The 20,629-nt window shown below is 38.2% G+C and carries 18 protein-coding genes; 8 read left to right on the plus strand and 10 right to left on the minus strand.

The features are described from left to right. The first annotated feature begins 174 nt into the window (after positions 1 to 174). The 4 genes from ASF92_RS12390 to ASF92_RS12405 all read left to right on the plus strand — a co-directional run bounded on the left by ASF92_RS12390 (position 175) and on the right by ASF92_RS12405 (position 3,686). Positions 175 to 609 carry a hypothetical protein gene (locus ASF92_RS12390; RefSeq protein WP_056093145.1) on the plus strand — a complete coding sequence of 145 codons (435 nt, stop codon included), beginning with the start codon at positions 175 to 177 and terminating at the stop codon, positions 607 to 609. Beyond that, positions 590 to 808: a hypothetical protein gene (locus ASF92_RS12395; protein WP_157263858.1), complete on the plus strand. Its 219-nt coding sequence runs from the start codon at positions 590 to 592 to the stop codon at positions 806 to 808. Before ASF92_RS12390 ends, ASF92_RS12395 begins: the two co-directional genes overlap by 20 nt. A gap of 1,197 nt (positions 809 to 2,005) precedes the next feature. Then, positions 2,006 to 2,131 (plus strand): hypothetical protein, encoded by a 126-nt coding sequence (locus ASF92_RS21510; RefSeq protein ID WP_255353114.1) that lies wholly within the window; start codon positions 2,006 to 2,008, stop codon positions 2,129 to 2,131. 403 nt (positions 2,132 to 2,534) lie between these two features. Continuing rightward, on the plus strand, positions 2,535 to 3,686 hold the full coding sequence (locus ASF92_RS12405; RefSeq protein WP_056093157.1) for a hypothetical protein: 1,152 nt from the start codon (positions 2,535 to 2,537) through the stop codon (positions 3,684 to 3,686). Here ASF92_RS12405 and ASF92_RS12410 read toward each other — a convergent pair. From ASF92_RS12410 to ASF92_RS12425, 4 genes are all read right to left on the minus strand, one after another. Further along, on the minus strand, positions 3,683 to 4,144 hold the full coding sequence (locus ASF92_RS12410) for a DUF4268 domain-containing protein (protein WP_056093159.1): 462 nt from the start codon (positions 4,142 to 4,144) through the stop codon (positions 3,683 to 3,685). The genes ASF92_RS12405 and ASF92_RS12410 overlap by 4 nt on opposite strands. A 75-nt stretch (positions 4,145 to 4,219) precedes the next feature. After that, the gene (locus ASF92_RS12415; protein WP_056093162.1) at positions 4,220 to 4,804 is read right to left on the minus strand and encodes a riboflavin synthase; all 585 of its coding nucleotides are present in this window, start codon (positions 4,802 to 4,804) and stop codon (positions 4,220 to 4,222) included. 9 nt (positions 4,805 to 4,813) lie between these two features. Then, positions 4,814 to 6,328 carry an acetyl-CoA carboxylase biotin carboxylase subunit gene (accC, locus tag ASF92_RS12420; RefSeq protein ID WP_056093166.1) on the minus strand — a complete coding sequence of 505 codons (1,515 nt, stop codon included), beginning with the start codon at positions 6,326 to 6,328 and terminating at the stop codon, positions 4,814 to 4,816. A gap of 100 nt (positions 6,329 to 6,428) precedes the next feature. Then, positions 6,429 to 7,454, minus strand: a complete 1,026-nt coding sequence (locus ASF92_RS12425; RefSeq protein WP_056093169.1) for a low specificity L-threonine aldolase — start codon at positions 7,452 to 7,454, stop codon at positions 6,429 to 6,431. 220 nt (positions 7,455 to 7,674) lie between these two features. On the opposite strand from ASF92_RS12425, the gene ASF92_RS12430 reads away from it, so the two are divergent. Beyond that, positions 7,675 to 8,535 carry an N-acetylglucosamine kinase gene (locus ASF92_RS12430; protein WP_056093172.1) on the plus strand — a complete coding sequence of 287 codons (861 nt, stop codon included), beginning with the start codon at positions 7,675 to 7,677 and terminating at the stop codon, positions 8,533 to 8,535. 173 nt (positions 8,536 to 8,708) lie between these two features. Here the strand turns inward: ASF92_RS12430 and ASF92_RS12435 are convergent, their stop codons facing one another. Continuing rightward, positions 8,709 to 9,398: an NUDIX domain-containing protein gene (locus tag ASF92_RS12435; RefSeq protein ID WP_056093175.1), complete on the minus strand. Its 690-nt coding sequence runs from the start codon at positions 9,396 to 9,398 to the stop codon at positions 8,709 to 8,711. A 110-nt stretch (positions 9,399 to 9,508) separates the two neighbouring features. Here ASF92_RS12435 and pfkA point away from each other — a divergent pair, with 110 nt between their 5' ends. Genes pfkA through gap form a run of 3 tightly spaced genes read left to right on the plus strand, consistent with a single transcriptional unit; the run spans position 9,509 to position 12,352 of the window. Continuing rightward, entirely contained in the window at positions 9,509 to 10,495 is a 987-nt protein-coding gene (pfkA, locus tag ASF92_RS12440; protein ID WP_056093178.1) for a 6-phosphofructokinase, read from the plus strand. Positions 10,496 to 10,501: 6 nt separating this feature from the next. After that, a complete protein-coding gene (locus tag ASF92_RS12445) occupies positions 10,502 to 11,344 on the plus strand; it encodes a hypothetical protein (protein WP_056093181.1) in 843 nt (280 codons plus the stop codon). A gap of 9 nt (positions 11,345 to 11,353) precedes the next feature. Continuing rightward, positions 11,354 to 12,352 (plus strand): type I glyceraldehyde-3-phosphate dehydrogenase, encoded by a 999-nt coding sequence (gene gap / locus ASF92_RS12450; RefSeq protein ID WP_029280245.1) that lies wholly within the window; start codon positions 11,354 to 11,356, stop codon positions 12,350 to 12,352. Positions 12,353 to 13,228: 876 nt separating this feature from the next. Here gap and ASF92_RS12455 read toward each other — a convergent pair. The 5 genes from ASF92_RS12455 to ASF92_RS12485 all read right to left on the minus strand — a co-directional run. Continuing rightward, on the minus strand, positions 13,229 to 14,848 hold the full coding sequence (locus tag ASF92_RS12455) for a DUF4435 domain-containing protein (RefSeq protein WP_197413287.1): 1,620 nt from the start codon (positions 14,846 to 14,848) through the stop codon (positions 13,229 to 13,231). A 126-nt stretch (positions 14,849 to 14,974) separates the two neighbouring features. Continuing rightward, on the minus strand, positions 14,975 to 15,643 hold the full coding sequence (locus ASF92_RS21025; RefSeq protein WP_157263860.1) for a recombination protein NinG: 669 nt from the start codon (positions 15,641 to 15,643) through the stop codon (positions 14,975 to 14,977). A 6-nt stretch (positions 15,644 to 15,649) separates the two neighbouring features. Beyond that, on the minus strand, positions 15,650 to 16,882 hold the full coding sequence (locus tag ASF92_RS12465) for an AAA family ATPase (RefSeq protein ID WP_056093183.1): 1,233 nt from the start codon (positions 16,880 to 16,882) through the stop codon (positions 15,650 to 15,652). A 1,285-nt stretch (positions 16,883 to 18,167) separates the two neighbouring features. After that, positions 18,168 to 19,208, minus strand: coding sequence for a PorP/SprF family type IX secretion system membrane protein (locus ASF92_RS12480; RefSeq protein WP_197413288.1), 1,041 nt, complete (start codon positions 19,206 to 19,208; stop codon positions 18,168 to 18,170). Continuing rightward, positions 19,162 to 20,629, minus strand: a 1,468-nt coding sequence (locus ASF92_RS12485) for a gliding motility-associated C-terminal domain-containing protein (protein WP_157263862.1), incomplete at its 5' end; no start/stop codon positions are given. The genes ASF92_RS12480 and ASF92_RS12485, both read right to left, overlap by 47 nt.

The following is a 20,629-nucleotide window of genomic DNA, read 5'->3' on the forward strand; positions in this document are numbered from 1 at the left end:
TCTTATTTTTAAATTTTTAACTCTTATCAGTATAACCCCCTGATGAGAATTTTGTTTCATTTCCTTAGAAAAGTATTGAATTCAGTCTAAAGTTACTGTGCTCATTGGCTTGCCTCGGCTGGCCGCCGAAAGGCTTTTTCTTTTCCTTGATGAAAAGAAACAAACAATCAAGGCTTGGAACTGCTGTCGGATAAATTCGTTAAAGCTTTTAAGGCGGCAGCACAAGCCCCGATGAAAAATCGGGAGGAACGCGCTACCTTGGGCAGTAGTAAGTTGAATGTAATTGCACAAGCTTTAATGTTTTCTCCTTCCATCATTTCCTATGCCGATAGCGAGGTGCAGATAGCAGGGTGCAAAGATAGGCCTGACGTAAACGTTTTTTTTAACTCTGAGGGGAACTCCCCTCCTTTTTTCAAGGAGGGGCAGGGGTGGTTAATAATGGAGTTTAAATATTATCAAACCCGTCTTTCCCGCGCAGGCGGGAATCTTAATGCAATGGGAATTTTTCATTTCCTAAACACAATCTTGCCTCGGCTGGCCGCCGAATGGCTTTTTCTTTTCTTTGATGAAAAGAAACAAAAATCAAGGCTTGGAACTGCTGTCGGATAAATTCGTTAAAGCTTTTAAAGCGGCAGCACAAGCCCCGATGAAAAATCGGGAGGAACGCGCTACCTTAGGCAGTAGTAAGTTGAATGTAATTACGCAAGCTTTAACGTTTTCTCCTTCCATCAGTTCCTATGCCGATAGCGAGGTGCAGATAGCAGGGTGCAAAGACAGGTATCCGCAGGTGCTTGCTTTGAAACGCTGAGGGGAACTCCCCTCCTTATTTTCAAGGAGGGGCAGGGGTAGTTAATAATGGAGTTTTATTAGATAGTGATGCCAGATGGCGAAGTGCAAAAAAACGTCCATCAAAAACTTATTATCAAAACCCGTCTTCCCGCGCAGGCGGGAATCTTAATACAATGGGATTTTTTTTGTTCCCTAAACACAATCTTGCCTCGGCTAGCCGCTGAAAGGCTTTTTCTTTTCCTTGATGAAAAGAAACAAAAATCAAGGCCTGGAACTGCTGTCGGATAAATTCGTTAAAGCTTTTAAGGCGGCAACACAAGCCCCGATGAAAAATCGGGAGAACGCGCTGCCTTGGGCAGTAGTAAGTTGAATGTAATTACGCAAGCTTTAACGTTTTCTCCTTCCATCAGTTCCTATGCCGATAGCGAGGTGCAGATAGCAGGGTGCAAAGACAGGTATCCGCAGGTGCTTGCTTTGAAACGCTGAGGGGAACTCCCCTCCTTTTTTCAAGGAGGGGCAGGGGTGGTTAATAATGGAGTTTTATTAGATAGTGGTGCCCGATAGCAGCGTGCAAAAAAAGGTCCATCAAAAACTTATTATCAAAACTCGTCCTTTCCCGCGCAGGCGGGAATCTTAATGCAATGGGAATTTTTTTCATTTCCTAAACACAATCTTGCCTCGGCTGGCCGCCGAAAGGCTTTTTCTTTTCCTTGATGAAAAGAAACAAAAATCAAGGCCTGGAACTGCTGTCGGATAAATTCGTTAAGCTTTTAAAGCGGCAGCACAAGCCCCGATGAAAAATCGGGAGGAACGCGCTGCCTTGGGCAGTAGTAAGTTGAATGTAATTGCACAAGCTTTAACGTTTTTTACTTCCATCATTTCCTATGCCGATAGCGAGGTGCAGATAGCATGGTGCAGAGATAGGCCTGACGTAAAGGTTTTTTTTAATTCTGAGGGGAACTCCCCTCCTTTTTTCAAGGAGGGGCAGGGGTGGTTAATAATGGAGTTTAAATATTATCAAAACTCGTCTTTCCCGCGCAGGCGGGAATCTTAATGCGATAGGAATTTTTTTTTCATTTCCTAAACACAATCTTGCCTCGGCTGGCCGCCGAATGGCTTCTTCTTTATCCTTGATGATAAAGAAGCAAACAATCAAGGCCTGGAACTGCTGTCGGATAAATTCGTTAAAGCTTTTAAGGCGGCAGCACAAGCCCCGATGAAAAATCGGGAGGAACGCGCTGCCTTGGGCAGTAGTAAGTTGAATGTAATTGCACAAGCTTTAACGTTTTCTCCTTCCATCATTTCCTATGCCGGACAGCGAGGTGCAGATAGTAGGGTGTAAAGACAGGTATCCGCAGGTGCTTGCTTTGAAAAGCTGAGGGGAACTCCCCTCCTTTTTTCAAGGAGGGGCAGGGGTAGTTAATAATGGACTTTTATTAGACAGTGGTGCCAGATGACGAAGTGCAAAAAAATGTCCATCAAAAACTTATTATCAAAACTCGTCTTTCCCGCGCAGGCGGGAATCTTTATGCAATGGGAATTTTTCATTTCCTAAACACAATCTTGCCTCGCTACCGATGAAAATCGGTACAGGTCCACCGCCAGCGAGGGGCTCTTACCTTTTTTCAGTAGTGTTCTTTAGTTTCAAAGATATTCAAGTTTGCTTCGCAGGTTTCCTGATAATCTTTACCAGATAAATTTGGAATTGCGACGAACAACTAATAAATTAGTTTAAAATTACTGAAATGAAAAATTTGCTCTTAATCATCCTGTTTGTTTTCTTAAACAATTTTATTTTTGCTCAAACACCAGTCGCATTGGATAAAGAAAAACTTTTCGATTTATACCAGACACAACATTACGACGAGGCGGCAAAATACCTAAAGAGCATTTATGGCGAAGAGACAACCGATTTTAAAACCCTCAGCCAGATTGGCTATTGCTATCTAATGAGCGGAAACAATGTGGAAGCGGAGAAATTTTACTTAAAGGCATATGCTCAGCAAGCTCAAAACCTTCCTGTGCTTTTTAGCCTGGCCGGCATAAATTCCAAAAGAGGAAATATAGAAAAATCAAAACTATATTACGGCGAAATCGTAAAAATTGACAGCAATAACTTCAGTGTTTACAAGCAACTTGCCAACTTATATTCATCAGACATAGACTCTATGAAATTGGTTTACCTGTTGAAAGCCAATAGCATTAACCCTACAGAGGGAGACGTGGCCTATGATTTAGCTGACGTTTACACGACGCTGCAAAAGCGGGAAAAAGCTTATAAAGTACTCAACATTGCAATCGATGCAGATACAGGGAACATCATTCTGCAAAAAGCAATACTTCCGGTTGCTAACTTTTTAAAGAAATACAAAGAGGTTATCCTTTCAGGAGAAAAGATATTAAAAGTTGATCAGGATCCGCTGGTGATTAAAGACGTTGCCAAGGCTCATTATTACACCAAAAATTACGCAAAGGCGGCAAACCTGTTTAAGTTATTGGAGGCAATGGGCCTGCAAAATGAAGCGACGCTCTATTACACTTCCTTATGCTACCGGGCAATGAAAAATTTCCCGTTGGCTAAGGATTACACAAAGAAAACAATTAATGAAGCCATTTCGCCAAATACAGCTGATTACTACGCTTTACTTGGATTGCTTTATGAAGAGACAGGCAAGCTGCCTCAGGCTAATGTCGCGTACAAAAAAGGACTCGAATTTAACTCAACGCCAACAATCTACTATCGCCTGGCCGTGCTTTACGATACAAAGTACAAGCAGGTAAAGCAAGCAAAAAATTATTACGCGCTGTACTTGAAAAGTAAACCGAATCCTGAAACCGACAAAGACGAAATAAAATATGTAAAATCGAGGATGGAACAGTTGAAAATGGCAGACTAAACCAAATCTTCGAAAACCGGTTTTACATTATCCCAGAATTCGTCAAGTGCAATTATGCGGGGCTTGAAAAAGGAGATCAGTTCAGGCCAGTGTTGCTGGTTATAAATGTTCACTTTTTCCAGTGTAATGGCGATCTGGCTTATGGTCTTGCCGTATTCATCTGTTGTATCCTGTAGCCAGTCCCATTCTTCGTTAACCGTATTCCGGAACATCAATTTAAATTCTTCAAACTGGTTGAAAACAAGTTCACGAATTCCCGCATCGGGATGTGACAGCTGAATGGAAATTGTGGCCTTTCTGGTGTCCACATCCATTTTAAAGAAGATGTTTTTAACGCCTGTTTTGTAATTTATCCAGTTAACAGGATAGCCACTTACAGAAGGAACTGGCTTCATGTATTGACCAAAACTTATCCAGAACTGTTGCCTAAGGCGTGCGGCTTCATCTTTACTATACAATTAATTTACGATTTTAGATTTACGATTTTAGATTTGTGAAAATTTGAAAAACTTATATTTAATTAAGTTAGATGACTATTTCCCCATCAAACGGGCAACATATTTACCGATAATATCGAACTCAAGATTTACGGTATCGCCTACCTGAACTTCCTGTAGATTGGTGTGTTCGAAAGTATAAGGAATGATAAAAACGGAAAACTCATCAGCTGCTGAATTTACAACCGTGAGGCTGATTCCATTTACGCAGGCGGAGCCTTTTTCTACTGTTACATTGCCCAAAGAAGCATCGTATTTAAAGCGGTATTCCCAGCTGCCGTCAAGTTCTTCCCGTTTAACGCAAACGGCAGTCTGGTCTATATGGCCCTGAACGATATGTCCATCTAAACGGGCGTTCATTTGCATACAGCGTTCCAAGTTGACTTTACTTCCAACCTTTAAGTTTCCTAAACTGGTTTTGCGAAGCGTTTCATCTATCGCCGTAACTGTATGGGTGTCATTATTTAGTGCGACCACCGTTAGGCAAACACCATTGTGTGCAACGCTCTGATCTATTTTTAACTCATGACTTATTGCCGAGGCAATGGTAAAATGAATGTTTGTATGCTCAGTTTTAATGGCGGTAATTTCGCCAAGGGTTTCAATTATTCCGGTAAACATGTTATTTTATTAATGTCTTAATCTGTTTTTTCGCCAGTCAGAACTACTTTTTGATGTAGTGCTTCCAACAGCAAACTGTTTCTGTTGCTGAAAAATCCTTGTGGCAATTATTGCAGCAATCAAAGCCTCATCCTCATTTTCCGCTTTAAGACTTTCTGAATTGAAATATTTACCCACGAAATGGGTATCAAATTTACCTGTTCTGAAAGCCTCATGCTGCATTACAAATTTACCAAAACCTAAAGTGGTTTCTATCCCGGTAATCTCATATTCTTCGATTGCCCGAATCATTCTTTCAATGGCCTCTCCCCTGTCTTTACCATAAGTAACGAGTTTTGCAATCATCGGGTCGTAATAAATCGGGATTTCCATACCTTGTTCGAAGCCATCATCTACCCTTACCCCATTGCCTTTGGGTGTTTTATAAGTTTGTAAAGTACCAATATCCGGGAGGAAACTATTGGCAGGATCTTCCGCATAAACCCTTAGCTCGATGGCGTGACCGCTAATTTTTAAGTCTTCCTGGCTAAAACTTAACTTTTCTCCGGATGCAATTTTAATTTGTTCTTTTACCAGATCGATTCCGGTTATCAGCTCTGTAACAGGGTGTTCTACCTGCAATCTGGTATTCATTTCCAGGAAGAAAAAATCAAGATTTTCATCGAGGATAAATTCTACGGTACCAGCACCGGTATAATTTACTGAACGGGCTACATCAACAGCACATTTGCCCATCTTTTGCCTGATTTCTTCCGTGAGAACGGCTGAAGGCGCTTCCTCAACAACTTTTTGGTGCCTGCGCTGCACCGAACATTCGCGTTCGAACAAGTGCACAATATGGCCATGCGTATCGCCCAAAACCTGGATTTCGATGTGTCTTGGAGAGCTTACATAACGTTCGATGAAAACGGCACCATCTCCAAATGCAGATGTTGCTTCACTCACCGCTAATTGCATCTGTTCTTCAAAATCGTCTGCTTTCTCGACGATGCGCATCCCTTTACCGCCGCCGCCCGCAGCCGCTTTTATTAATATTGGAAATCCAACTTCAACCGCCCGCTGTTTAGCCGCAGCCACATCATCAATGGCTTCGTCGGTTCCCGGAACCATCGGAATATTGTATTTTAAAGCCGCAGCCTTGGCTGAAAGTTTATTGCCCATGGTTTCCATGGCTTCGGGCGATGGACCAATAAGAATTAATCCCGCATCGGCCACCATTTTGGCGAAGCCTGCATTTTCCGAAAGAAAACCATAACCCGGATGAATCGCCTGGGCGCCGGTTTGTTTACAGGCGTCGATTATCTTTTCTCCCCGTAGATAACTCTCGCTGGATGGTGGTGGCCCAATACAAATGGCCTCGTCGGCATAGCGCACATGCAAGGCATTGCGATCGGCTTCAGAGAAAACAGCAACCGTTTTTATGCCCATTTCTTTTGCTGAACGCATAATACGTAATGCAATTTCCCCACGGTTCGCAATTAAGAGTTTGGAGATTGGGGTTTGGAGTTTGGCGTTTTCGGGCATTTTGGTTAGAATTGTGTATGTGCAGATTGTAAATAAAGACCTGACTATTGACCATGAACTATAAAACTATTGAATCGGACTCCCCGATTTGGACCTCCGACTAATACAAATGTAGTATTATTTCAATGGCTTCATCAATCATTGAAGGTGTCAAATCCAGGTGCGTAACCAGCCTGACGGTACTCGTACTGGTGGTATTGCAAAGCAATCCTTTTTCCTTAAACCGGCTTACGATTTCGTTCGCTTTTCCGGCTTCAACTTCAAAAATAACGATATTGGTTTCTACTGGCATTACCGATTTAACATAACTTGTGCTCGATAAAGCGATGGCCAAATCCTTTGCATGCTGATGGTCGTCCTTTAAGCGGTCGACATGGTTATCCAAAGCATAAATTCCGGCAGCAGCCAAAAAACCAGCCTGCCTCATGCCCCCGCCAAATGCTTTTCTAATTTTACGTGCCTTGTGGATGGTCGCCTTGCTGCCCAATAAAACCGAACCTACCGGGGCGCCAAGTCCTTTTGACAGACAAACCGATATGCCATCGAAATATTTCCCATAGTCGTGTGCTTTATCGCCGGTTGCATTCAGAGCATTAAAAATGCGGGCACCATCCAGGTGCAGCTTCAAGCCTTTAATATTGCATAAATGGTGTATTGGTGCAATGTCTGATAGTTTATAGCAACTTCCCCCGCCTTTATTAACGGTGTTTTCCAAAACAACAAGGCTTGAGTTTGGATAGTGAATATTGTCTTCATTAATTTCAGGCTCGATTAATTCTGGCGTTAGAATGCCTCTTTCACCATGTAAAAGCCTCACCGATGCTGCAGAGTGAAAGGCGATTCCACCAATTTCGTAACGGTATACGTGTGCGGTCTGGTCGCAAATCACCTCATCCATTGGTTGGGTAAAGCATTTAATCGCAATCTGGTTGGTCATGGTTCCCGAAGGACAAAACAGACCGGCTTCCATGTTAAACATTGCGGCGAGTTTGTTCTCCAGTTCATCTACCGTTTCATCTTCTCCAAAAACGTCGTCCCCAACTTTTGCGCTCATCATTGCATCCAGCATTCCGGGAGTTGGCTTCGTTACTGTATCACTTCTGAAGTCTAAAATTTTGTTCATCATCCTGATAAAAAATTGTAAAATATTTCTGACGTTAAAAAATAAGACCTATGTCTTATCTGGTATAATTTTAAGGTTTTAGGCCGGTTAAACCACTTATATAGTGTATTTTTTACACACTTAATTTTCAACAACAACAAATTGTTAAAAAATTATTAAAAAAAAAGATACAAAATATAAGAGTTTTTATACTTTTATCGTGCTAAAACCAAAAATAAATAAAATGATAGTAATTGCAGACGGCGGATCGACCAAAACAAATTGGTGTCTGATTAACGAGGCCGGCAGAAAAATTTACTTTAACACAGAAGGGTACAATCCTTATTTTTCAAAAGGAGAATATATTGTACAATCTTTAAATGAAAATCTTCCGGACCACTTAGAAAAAGAAAAACTGACTGCAGTTTACTACTATGGTGCAGGGTGTTCAACTCCCGGCAATGTAAAAATTGTTGCAGACGCCATGCAACAGGTTTTCGCGAATGCATCGATTTTTGTTGGTCATGATTTACTTGCTTCCTGCAGGGCGCTTTTAGGCAATGAGCCTGGTTTCGCTGCTATTTTAGGCACAGGAACAAATTCATGCCTTTACGATGGAACAGAAATTACTTTGAATATCGATTCATTGGGTTACTTTTTAGGCGATGAAGGTAGCGGTTCTTATATTGGAAAACGCATATTGAGCGATTACATGAAAGGCTATATGCCGAAAGGTTTGAGAGAAGCATTCTATGATAATTATGCTTTAACAAATGAGGATATTTTTGACAACATTTACAATAAGCCGCTACCAAACCGCTTTTGCGCTAGCTTCAGTAAATTTTTGTACGATTTTAAAGATAGTTACGAAGACTATACTTACAAAACCATTGATTATGCTTTCACTGCATTTTTCGAAGCACTGGTTATACATTACCCAAATTACAAGGACCACAAATTAAATTGTGTTGGGTCTGTTGGCTATAGCTTCCGCGATATTTTAAGCATTGTTGCCGACCGCTACGAGATGGGTGTTGGTAAAATCATCCGTTCACCTATAGATGATTTGGTTCATTACCATTTAGAGCTGGCACCGAAAGGTTAATTGGTCATTGGTTCATTGGTCATTAGTTCATCAGTATAAGCAAAAGCCCGGTTTGAAAATCAAACCGGGCTTTTTATTTATAAATGCTACCAATCTTGATACTTAATACTTGCTACACGATACTTGCTACTTGCTACTTGCTACTTGATACCTGATACTTTGCTACTTTATACCTAAAAAGATATCTCCTTACCGAATAATTTAGCGTATTTCCTCTTATCGAACCTATATAAAGTTGCAGCTCTATAGGAAACGCCTTTTTGCTTTTCATCAAGCTCTTTCAATACACCGAAACTTACAATCTTCTTTCTAAAATTTCTTTTATCCAGTTTTTTCCCAAGCACCAGTTCATAAACATGTTGCAATTGAGTTAGTGTAAATTTCTCTGGCAGGAGTTCAAAAGCAATCGGCTGGTGTTTAATACGGCGTTTTATTTTTTCTAATCCCTTATCATAAATTTTCTGGTGATCGAAGGCCAGCTTCGGCAAAGCTGTAATCGGCAACCAGTTGGCCTGTTTCGCATAGGTACTTATCGGACGCAAATCTTTATCGCCTCCTAAACGGATCAGTGCATAATAAGCAAGGGTGATAACACGTCCCTGAGGGTGCCTTCCGGGGTCGCCAAAAGCATAATATTGCTCCATATAAATACCGCGCAAACCCGTTAATTCATATAAAATCCGGGCGGCAGATTGATCCAGACTCTCGTCGGCACCAACGATGTTACCGGGTAATGCCCACCAATCTTTAAATGGTTCTTCGTTCCGTTCGATAAGCAGGATTTTCAATTCCTTGCCATCAAATCCAAACAAGACACAGTCAATCGAGAAAACGGAATCTAAATGAGGTAAAATTTGTTCCAATGTAAAATTTAGTTAATTTAAGCGTTAAAGGTATGACTTTCAATATTAAGTAAAAAAAATAAAATAAATTACTTAGTGTAGAAAATACACACTATATTCGTATAACAAAGATGAAACCAAATATCAAAAATATAGCGGTACTTACTTCCGGGGGCGATGCACCGGGAATGAACGCTGCGATTAGAGCAGTTATCCGCACAGGAATCTACCATGGCATCAACATGTTTGGTGTGATGCAGGGTTACCAGGGTTTAATCACCAATAACATTAAACCAATGGATGCCCGCTCAGTAAGTAATATTTTACATTTAGGCGGTACGATATTAAAAACAGCCCGTTGTCTTGAGTTTAAAACAGACGAGGGACAGGAAATTGCTTACCAGAATTTAAAATTAAACGACATCGACGGATTAGTGGTAATTGGAGGTGACGGTACTTTTACTGGCGCCAAGCGTTTTGGTGAAAAATATGGCGTTAAGGTAATCGGTATTCCGGGAACAATCGATAACGATTTAGGTGGCTCTGACTTTACATTGGGTTATGATACAGCAATTAATACGGTAATTGAAGCGATTGATAAAATAAGGGATACAGCCGATGCGCACGACAGGTTATTTTTCATTGAAGTAATGGGACGTGATTCTGGTTGTATCGCATTGAGAAGCTCTATTGCCAGCGGTGCTGAGGCTGTTTTATTGCCTGAAATCGAAACCAGTGTTGATGAACTGATTGAGAAACTGACCTTGGGTGCAGCGACCAAAAAGTCGTCTAGTATCGTTATAGTTGCCGAAGGGCATAAACAAGGGGGCGCTTATGATATCGCCCGCAAGGTTAAAGAAACTTTCGATCATTACGACACCAAAGTAACGATTTTGGGTCACCTTCAAAGAGGTGGTAGCCCCAGTAGTTTTGACCGAATTTTAGGCAGCCGCCTGGGTTATGCAGCTGTTAATGCGCTGATTGCCGGGGAAAGTGCTCAAATGGTAGGTTTGAGAGGAAATGATATAAAGTTAACCAGCATTGAAGAAGCATTATCCGATCATTCTTATAAACTTGAGAACGATTTGATGGAAATGACAGATGTATTATCCATATAATTTAAAATGATAGCAGTTGTTTATAGTGGCTCGAGAACAGCGTTTTGGAAACTTACTCAAAATGGACAGGTTATTGCGCACTGTAACACTACTGGAATAAATCCTTATTTCGTAGATTCTAAAACAATTCTTCAAATTTTAAATAAAAAGGTAATTTTGATAAATAATGCGGAGCGCATTAAGAAAATTTATTTTTTTGCAGCAGGTGCATCATCGGTAGAAAGAAAAGAAGAGCTTGCTAAAACCTTATCCTCTTTTTTCCGATACAGTAAGGTCATCGTAGAAAATGATTTATTTGGTGCAGCTCAGGCCGCTTGTTTTGAAAAATCGGGCATTGTCGCCATGTTGGGCAGCGGTTCAAATTGTGCCTACTTTGACGGTAAAAAGCCTTTGGAAAATAACTTTGGTTTGGGTTATATTTTAGGGGATGAGGGTTCTGCAAATTACCTTGGAAAAATGTTATTAAAAAGCTACTTAAATAAAAGATTGCCTAAGGAGCTTGAAACAAAATTTACAAGGGCCTATAACTTGGACAGAGCTCAGATTTTTGAAAAAGTTTACAACAAACCGCAGGCAAATATTTTTTTAAGTTCTTTTTTCGATTTCTTCATTCAAAATAACAAACACGGATACATCATCAGGATGATTGATGAAGGATTTGAAAAACACTTCCAAACCTATATTTTACCAATGGTAGAAAAATATCCGGAAGAGGATTTGCATTTTGTAGGCACGGTTGCAGCAGAATTTGAGGACCGGTTAATCCATACGGCGGAAAAATATAATCTAACGATAAAAAGCATTATAAAAGAACCTATACTTAATTTATTAAAACATTACATTAATTAACAAAAAACAATGAGCAAAATTGGAATAAACGGCTTTGGCCGTATCGGCAGACTGGTTTTCAGAGCTGCTTTGAAAAGAGGTTTAGATATTGTAGCGATTAACGATTTAATTGAGCCAGATTACATGGCTTATATGTTGAAATACGATACCACTCACGGTAAGTTTGATGGTACAATTGAAGTTGTTGATGGAAATTTAGTGGTAAACGGAAAAACAATCCGTGTGACTGCAGAACGCAACCCGGCTGATTTAAAATGGGATGCTGTAGGTGTTGAAGTTGTTATTGAATCTACAGGTTTATTTTTAACCCGTGCGGATGCTGAAAAACACATCGCTGCAGGTGCTAAAAAAGTAGTATTCTCTGCTCCTGCGAAAGATGGCGACATCCCTACTTATGTTATGGGTGTAAATCACCATAAATTAACTGCTGATCAGACCATCGTTTCTAACGCATCATGTACAACAAACTGTTTAGCACCGATTGCTAAAGTATTAAATGATAACTTCGGTATCGTTGAAGGTTTAATGAGTACCATTCACGCAGTAACTGCAACTCAAAAAACAGTTGATGGTCCTTCGGCTAAAGACTGGAGAGGCGGACGTGGTGGTTTCTCTAACATCATTCCTTCTTCAACTGGTGCTGCAAAAGCAGTAGGTATGGTTTTACCTGAATTAAAAGGTAAATTAACCGGCATGTCGTTCCGCGTTCCTGTTGCAGACGTTTCTGTAGTGGATTTAACTGCACGTTTGGAAAAACCGGCTACTTACGAGCAAATCAAAGCGGCTATGAAAGCGGCATCAGAAGGTGAATTGAAAGGTGTATTGGCTTATACAGAAGACGAAGTGGTTTCATCTGACTTTATCGGAGATGATCACGCTTCGATTTTCGATGCAAAAGCCGGTATCTCATTAAATGATAACTTCGTTAAAGTGGTTTCATGGTATGATAACGAGTGGGGCTATTCATCTGCATTAGCGAAATTCGTTGAATATTACGCTAGCTTATAATCTAAAATCATCATATTGATTATTAAAAGGTTCCATTTATTGGAACCTTTTTTGCGTTACCGCCATTCTCGCGCAGGCGGGAACCACGATTGCTCAGCGAAGCTAATCTTAAAGCGCTTTGCCATCACATTAGGATTCGTAATTAAATTGGAAACGACAACGTATCAAAATAACTTAATTAGTGAACCAAAATAAGTTTTTCGTTCCCGTCATTCTCGCGCAGGCGGGAATCTTAATCCGCTATTTAATAATAAGCAAAAAATTTAACATCATTTAACTTTTTTAGTGAAACATATTGCAACTATTTTCGTTTAAATCAGCAGCAGAACAAAATATCCGAATTTTAGGCAGCTAATTTTTATCTAAATAAAAAACGAGATAACAATTAGGATATATTCGACTATAAATTGCAAAGATTATACAATATCTGAATGGATTTTCTGCCTATGTTTGGAATGTTATCTTTTTTTTTATCAAAATCTCCTGAAAAAAGATTGTAATTAAAAAATGACAAAAAAAATACTTAAAAATATGTTAGTGTATTTTTTACACTATTAAAAATTTTACTATATTTGTAGAGTAATAAACGGAAGATGTTTATTCAGAAAAAAAAAGATAAATCATTTTCTTGAAGAAATTAAATTCAGATAGAAAATTTAAGACAAAGCCTGGCTCATAACAGGTTTATATTTGGTTAGAAAAAAAGGAGACGCTTGGATAAGGTCTCCTTTTTGTTTTTGAGGGATTTTAGTTGATTGCGTGTCATACCCCCAGAGGTTATGGAACTTCGTAACTAGAATTTTTCTGTTAAAAAAATTTTTTCCAAGAAAGATAAACTTGAATTATCAAATATTTCGCAATATTTCAAAACCACTATTAGCTTCCGTTAAAACTGGGTAAATAGGTTTTTAAGGCACTAACAATTTCTTTCTGTTTATCTCCCTTCATTAATCTCACTAACAATTTTTCATACTCACCTTTTGCTAATCCAAATATGCCCGAAATCCTAGTTGGCAAACTTTTACGATTATAAATTAATAATATTTTAGCATAGTCGCGTGATTCTATAGCGTCTTGAAAAATTGCTCTTGATACTTCATAAATTTCGTCTATGTTTATTCGACTTAAGGTTTCATCAAGTGCTAATTTTAACGCTTTAACAGTATGATCTTTTTTTGAAAAAGCGCCTAATTTATATTCAATAATTTTTTCAGCTTTTGAAGAAACTTGAACATCAAATTCGATTTTTAAGGATTCCACTATAAAATTAACTGCTTTTTCAAATGTTTCAGTTGGATTAAGACCTAGGTGTACCGAAATAATTTTTATAATAGGTTCAATACAACATAGGTTTTCAATTTCAGCCACGGGAATTGTATAAATTCCATGACCTTGTAATATTCCTTTCTCTTCTAATTCTTTGTAGTCACTATCTATTAGACCATGTGCTATAAGATGATGTAAACTAGGATTGTTTACAAAAGCTTTTGTTGATTCTATTACCTTGTCTCCGCCGCCACGTGGCACAACATGATATTCAGGATATACTAATTGATAAACAGATGAATCTATACTATTATTTTCTCCTTCGCAAAAAATAATATTTTTTCTATTACCGAGGATTTCTAGGAATAGACTTTCTGGGAGATTTTCTTCAACCGGAATAAAATCCCAATCCCAAATATTTTCTCCATGATAAGCCTTTATCCATAGTTTTGTGGAATCAGTTCTTGATGTGGCAAAATCAAGGTCATGTGTTATATAAATAAGCAATTTTTCTAGGCAATTTTCTTCAATTTTATTCCATAATTTAGAAACAATTGATTTATGTATATGAACTTCAGGCTCATCAATAATGATAATTGAGTTATCTGGAGCACAAAGACACGACCCGATTAAGTATAGAATCACTCGCTCACCATCGCTCATATCTTTACCATGATATTCCTTTTGATCTTTTTTACTTATTAAAACTTGTCCATCTGCAAATTTAAGTGAGCGGTGAGGCATTAAGTCACTCCATATCTTTACTATTTTATCAGTTACTGAATCGACAACTTCTATATATTCTTTTTGTGTTCGAGTTTTCTCCGTATGTAATCTATCTCGTTCAGTAGTTTTAGCGAAAAGAAATGAAAGCAATTGTTCGTAATCATTTAATGAAGAGGTCGCTGGTGATTGATTTTGCCAACGATAACTTTTTTTAGCCCAAGCAATACCATTAGATTGCAATCCTTTACCAGAATAGCCAACTAAAAATTCATCTTGCGCTTGACCGAGATTTTTAATTTGAGCATAGTCTGGCAGTTTTAGTGCTTTTTGAGCACTAATGCGATGAACAGTAATATGTTCTTGTAATTTTTCTTCAACAAAAACACCTAAACGAGTTTTGCCCGATCCATTCGCTCCAATTAATACTAGATTATTGGACAATTCAATTTCTTCGGTTGAGATTTCACCATTTCTATTAGGTAAAATAATTTTGTGTTTTATCATGGGCTCTTAATTAATCGCTGCTTAACGCCTCAGAGCTTTGCGATGGTGAAGCAACCGAAGCACAAATTTTCAATTTTACACGTACTAAACCCGCCATATTACCAAGCAGATGTTGGGTATTGATTTTTAGTCAAGATGCATACTAAATGTCTTATACAATGTCTCATTTTCAATAACAATCCATCTTTTAAAAGCTGTAAAATTAGAGCCTCTATTTAAGTGCCCTCTTATTTTTATTAAAAAGTATTCTTTATCTTCAACTGAATTTGTGTCTTTAAAATACTCACATAAATAATGTTGGAAGTCTTTAATTTCATCTAACAGTCTATTTCTTAAATTTGCTGCTTCTATCGTTTTTAATTTAGTAGTACCATTATAAACCGCCTCTAATAATTGTTTTGTTTGAATAACCTCAGGTGTATTTACAAGCTCTTCAATTACTACCTTTTCATATGGGAATGGCTTAAATAGATATTTAAGTTTTATTCCTACGAAATGATTTGCTACAGTACAGTTTAGAATGTTTGTGTAATTAGCAAGTTTAATATTATTACAATGTGCACATGACCAGAAAAGATTGTCCCAATTAAATTTCAATTCTTTATTGCCCTCATGTGGAAGAAAATGTTCCACATTAATCGCAATTGGCTCTTTATATTCACATATGTAGCATTTGTTTTTAAAATCGTCTTTTATTTTTTCAAGGACATTTAAACATTTATAATCGCCATTTGCTTTGGCTTTTTCTAATTCCAAGCAATTAGGTGCAGGCTGTGATTTTTCAAAATATACCATGACTGATTACTTTTTAATATTTAATTCATTTAATTCAATTTGTTGAAGTTTAACCAAAAGTTCGGTTGAAAGATATTTAGGCGTATGAGCGAAATAATTTCTTAAACTCCTGATTTGCTCCAATTGCTCGCTTGTTTTCTCTTTTAAAGAAGTCAACTTTTCAAACTCAAATATTTTATTTTTTATTTCTTCGGAATATTTATCCGTTTTAAAATAACTTTCAAGTAGTGCATCGTAGGAATAACCAGATAAGTCAGTTGTTACGGTTCTTGTTTCCAAATCACAAATAGTTGTGTTTGATAACGATGAAAGAACGAATGGAGAATGCGTAGTTACAATGAATTGTAATTTTGGAAAGAAGTCAGTAAGGAATGGTAAAATTTTCTTTTGTAAATCTACGTGAAGGTGGGTTTCAATTTCATCGATAATTACTATTCCCTCTAGGTCGTAAGACTTAACTTCGTGAGCTTCCATTCTTAAAAGTAGCTCGGTAACAATACTAATGATTGCTGAATAACCATCTGATAAATTGTTAAAGTTAAAAGGTTTTTTTTTATCAGCGATTATGTCAAAATTATAAGTTTTTCTATCAAAACGTAGCTCAAGGGTGCTAACATCAAAAATATCCTTCAGTCTATTTTCTAATCTTTCAAACCATTTGTCGATGTTATCAACTACTTCTTTTTCATTATCGTCTCTTGCAAATGATCGGTCTGCTTTTAGATTCACAATGTATTGAATGAAATTTGTGTTTGCTTTATCATTCAAATGATACTTCTTCTGCAAATGTATTTTATTGATTCCTTGAGGTATATCCAGATTTGTATGTCTTTTAGAGTCAAAAAAAGCTAACAAAAACTCTCCTTTTTGACACTTTTCAAAAATGATATTTTCACTTCCAGAAAATTTTAATTTAGTACCACCAAAGCTTGCAAACCAATTTTGAACTTCTTTTAATGCTCTTTCAAGATTTAACCTGTGGTCTGTACCTATATTAGAGTTTAATAATTCTTGCTCAATACTATTTTGATAATTTTTTTGATTCGAAAAGTGTTGAAAATTTCCATCATCAATTCCAGTCAAAAACTTATTAATTTCAAGCAACAGACTTGTTTTTCCACTTCCATTTTTTCCTGTCAATATTAGGTGTTGACGTGTATCACTTGAGAGTGGAATTTCCAAATCTTTGATGTTTCGGGAATTCTCAATGAATATGTTCGTAATGAAATTCTCTGTCATATATTTTGTTTATGTCTTGTGGTTTTGATGTTGGAGTAGCTTGTGCCTAACTTTCAAATGTATGCAACATCAAATGCCTAAAATTGTGTTTAAATAACTTTAATCGCATTCCTAACGCGTAATATGAGTACACTTTAGTATTTGTAAAACGTCTATAAACGCTTATCCTCAGATATTCTATTGTAAAATGAAGAGAAGATAGAGCGTGTATATTTGGTTAGTTACACTAAAGTATAAATTTAATCCTAATATCTAATACGGAAAACCGTAAACCTACTTACTCGGTTTAATAAACATCTTCTGATAGAAAAAATTTGTCAGAAATGCTAGCCGGCTCTGCGAACTGAGAAAACGTGTGAGAACTATTAGCTGCAAAGCAGCGAGGTTCGATCTACGTTTTAACAGAAGCGTAAGCGCAGAATTTTCGATTACGCAGGTAAGCTGAAATTGAGAAGCCATTAGATGGAGAATCCAGGATAAGCGTTAGCAAATCCTAGATTAAGATAGAGAGAAAGTTCGTGAAGCAACCGCTCGCTCAAAAGAATAAAGCATAACAGAAACGTATCGAATCGTATGTTTAACGTGGTGTTGTCTTGCCGGCTATCGGAACTATATTTCAGTCGTAAAAACTTAAATCCGTTATTCACTGGCTTCGCCCTAAATGGGCTCAAACCTTTCCCTAATATCCGTTTTGTGTGTGAAAAATTGCGCTGTAGACCATTTTTAGACTGATTAGGACAATTCGCATTTTCAGATCATCAACCGGTTTATTTTCATAACAAATAAAATTAATCGTTTCTTTTTTAAATCTCCCCTTTCGTTTATTTTCATACCTGTACGCTGGCGTAGGGTAATCTTTGCCACCCCTCATTTTCGATACGTTGAATTTTAATTTAGGTTATTCCATTCGAGAAACAAAATCAGGAGAAACTTTTTTTTGTTTCTTGTAAAATTGTTTCTCCAACCGGAAACATTTTCTACAGAAAGCTTATTTTGTTTCTCGTAAAATTGTTTCGCTTTCTATTGGGGCAGCAGTGGAAGGCTTTTCTGAAAAAATTCTAATCTAATGGTTTATGTATCAGCAACTAGCTTACTTATCCCGCAGATTTGTTCTTATCAATTGAATTTATATGTTACACTGCCATTTAAACAGTAGTTCTATAAAAACCATAAAATATGCAAAACTAAAAGACAAGTGACGTCACGCTACAATATTTAAGAATTTGAATGTTATTATGGCACAAGCGGGACGCTTGCGCTAGAATGGAAGCGACTGTGATTAAAGTTAAAACACCGGGCACCTTATGCCCCGATAATTCTCCTGTCGTTTCTTAAAAAAGGTTAGTGATATTTCGAAAGTATTTGTACTGGTGCCCGTACTGCGAAGTGCCGGATTTACATCATAGCTTAACCCGACGGTGAAATTGTTAAAAGTGAAGCCAGCGTAAGGTACAATGGCGTCTTTCAGCCTTATGTTTCCGCCGGCAATAAATTCTGCATTATTTCCATACGGAAACGTAAAATAGAGTCCGGCCATGCGCTCTTCCGCGTTGCCTTGTCTGGCATACAAGATATGTGGTATCACGTACATGTTGTTATTCAGCTTAATGCTAACACCTGCATTAACCAGGTAGCGCATGGGTAAAACTGACTTGCCCTGCGAATCTACAAATGGATCTATGGGCCGGGTTAAATGATTCACTGAAAAGGCCGCATATAAATTTGCACGTTTCAGCGGATTGGTATCAAAAAAAGCAACGCCCGCACCTGCATCAATTGCTGTGGATGCACTGTTATTAAAGACATCTGCACTTGGAATCAACGGGGCAAAACCGACACCGGGTTCATATTGATCACCAAGCTGGAATCTGGATGAATCAAACCTTCTGTTCAGGAAGCCGACATTTACACCGAAGGTGATGTTGTAATCTTCGTTATAGCCAAGCTTGATACCGGTATAAGCTACGGAAACCGTTCCATTCAGGTAACCATAGCCACCACTCGTTGCGGTTTGATTTAAAATGTTCAATCCGATGTTAATGTTTTTATTTGTAGACACTTCGGCGGATAAACCAGAAGTACTAAAGGTATTTACGTTACCAAAATTTTGATTCCGGTGTATTAAAGTTGCTTTATAATCCATTTGGGTTGCGCCAGTGAGCGCTGGATTCATCCACAGAGAATACGCGTAGTATTGGGAAAAATGGGGATCCACCTGGCCAGATGAGCGCAGTTGAAAGTTTAAAAGAAAAATAATGACGAAAAAAAATATTCTCATACTATCTAACCAGGTTGATTGAGCCATGTTTGGTAATTTCTTCGCCATCTTTAAATCGAACAACACACTTGTAAACATATACCCCTACCGGCTGCATTACGCCTTTAAAAGTTCCATCCCATGAGGCATCCTGTGCTTTTGACTTATAAATCAATTGCCCCCATTGGGAATAAACTGCCCATTCAATCGTTTCAATATCTGTACCATAAACTTTAAATACATCATTTTTCAAATCTCCGTTTGGCGTGAAGGTATTTGGAATGTATAAATCGCGTTTTTTAATAAGCTTAATTTCCATTGTAGCTGATGCATAACATCCATTATCAGAAATTGCATTTACAGTAACGGTCACATTATCAGAAAGGGTAAACACCTTGGATTTATCATCTCCTTCAATAAACAAATTTGCAGGCGACCAGCTCAGTATTTTATAGCCTAATCTTGAGCTGGTATTTAATTCTATTTTTGAACCATAAGTGAACTCATCTGAGTTTGCTTTCAGAGAAATTTTAAATTCATCTTCAACTACATTAATCGTATTTGAAGTTGCGCTCTCGCACTCTGAACCATTTTTACTTTTTGCAAAGTATACACCCGCAGAATTTGCAATGTAAGTGGACGCAGTTGCACCCGGAATCAATACCCCATCCTTATACCACTGGTTTCCGGATGTTACCGATGAAGTTAGGGTTGTACGTCCTCCCTTACATATAACCATCGAACCTTTACCGGTTATAACAGGTGCTACGGGCATTTCATTAATTGATACCGTAACTGGATCAGATGGCATTCCCGGACATGTGGTGCCTGCATTTACTGATACCGTATACATCCCCGAAAGTTTCGCAGGATAGGCTTGTCCAGTTGCACCCGGAATTAACATACCATTCCTGAACCATTGATTTCCTGCCGAAGAAGAGGAAGTTAAAATGACAGACTGTCCTTCGCACACCGTTAATGCCCCTTGTGTTGATATGCCCGGTTTTTCGGAGATTTTATTGACCCTGACACTAATGGCTTCAGAAAACTCGCTTGTACAGGTACCTGAATTTTTCGTAACCACTTTGTAGTCTCCCGATGTCCTCACCACCAATTCCTGTCCGGTTGCGCCTTGTAAGACCTGATTATCTTTAAACCATTGATAACTAAAAGATGGGCTTGATTTCAAAGTTACTGCACCACCCTCGCAAAAAATAACCGGACCTGATGAATTAATGACCGGTTTTGCGGGCGCAGCTAATATTTCAACAGTTATTTTGGATTTTGGACTTTCACAACCCGTCGAATTCTTTTGGGTTACGTAATAGCTAGTCGTTCCTGGAACTGAAGTCACTGGGATCGGCGCAGCAGAAAGTCTAATGCCATTCGAATCATACCAGGTTAGGTTTGAACCGGCCGCTGTTAATGCAGGGATATTCTGCTCGTTCTGGCAATAAGTTAGGTGTTCGGTTACAGGAGCTAATGGTAAG

The organism is Pedobacter sp. Leaf176, from assembly GCF_001424305.1.
Taxonomy (GTDB): Bacteria; Bacteroidota; Bacteroidia; order Sphingobacteriales; family Sphingobacteriaceae; genus Pedobacter.

Excerpts from the sequence above, each read along its gene's own strand:
- ASF92_RS21510 (WP_255353114.1), top strand. The coding sequence starts at position 2,006 with ATGAAAAATCGGGAGGAACGCGCTGCCTTGGGCAGTAGTAAGTTGAAT.
- ASF92_RS12405 (WP_056093157.1), top strand. The coding sequence starts at position 2,535 with ATGAAAAATTTGCTCTTAATCATCCTGTTTGTTTTCTTAAACAATTTT.
- ASF92_RS12415 (WP_056093162.1), bottom strand. The coding sequence starts at position 4,804 with ATGTTTACCGGAATAATTGAAACCCTTGGCGAAATTACCGCCATTAAA.
- accC (WP_056093166.1), bottom strand. The coding sequence starts at position 6,328 with ATGCCCGAAAACGCCAAACTCCAAACCCCAATCTCCAAACTCTTAATT.
- ASF92_RS12425 (WP_056093169.1), bottom strand. The coding sequence starts at position 7,454 with ATGATGAACAAAATTTTAGACTTCAGAAGTGATACAGTAACGAAGCCA.
- ASF92_RS12430 (WP_056093172.1), top strand. The coding sequence starts at position 7,675 with ATGATAGTAATTGCAGACGGCGGATCGACCAAAACAAATTGGTGTCTG.
- pfkA (WP_056093178.1), top strand. The coding sequence starts at position 9,509 with ATGAAACCAAATATCAAAAATATAGCGGTACTTACTTCCGGGGGCGAT.
- ASF92_RS12445 (WP_056093181.1), top strand. The coding sequence starts at position 10,502 with ATGATAGCAGTTGTTTATAGTGGCTCGAGAACAGCGTTTTGGAAACTT.
- gap (WP_029280245.1), top strand. The coding sequence starts at position 11,354 with ATGAGCAAAATTGGAATAAACGGCTTTGGCCGTATCGGCAGACTGGTT.
- ASF92_RS12455 (WP_197413287.1), bottom strand. The coding sequence starts at position 14,848 with ATGATAAAACACAAAATTATTTTACCTAATAGAAATGGTGAAATCTCA.
- ASF92_RS21025 (WP_157263860.1), bottom strand. The coding sequence starts at position 15,643 with ATGGTATATTTTGAAAAATCACAGCCTGCACCTAATTGCTTGGAATTA.
- ASF92_RS12465 (WP_056093183.1), bottom strand. The coding sequence starts at position 16,882 with ATGACAGAGAATTTCATTACGAACATATTCATTGAGAATTCCCGAAAC.
- ASF92_RS12480 (WP_197413288.1), bottom strand. The coding sequence starts at position 19,208 with ATGGCGAAGAAATTACCAAACATGGCTCAATCAACCTGGTTAGATAGT.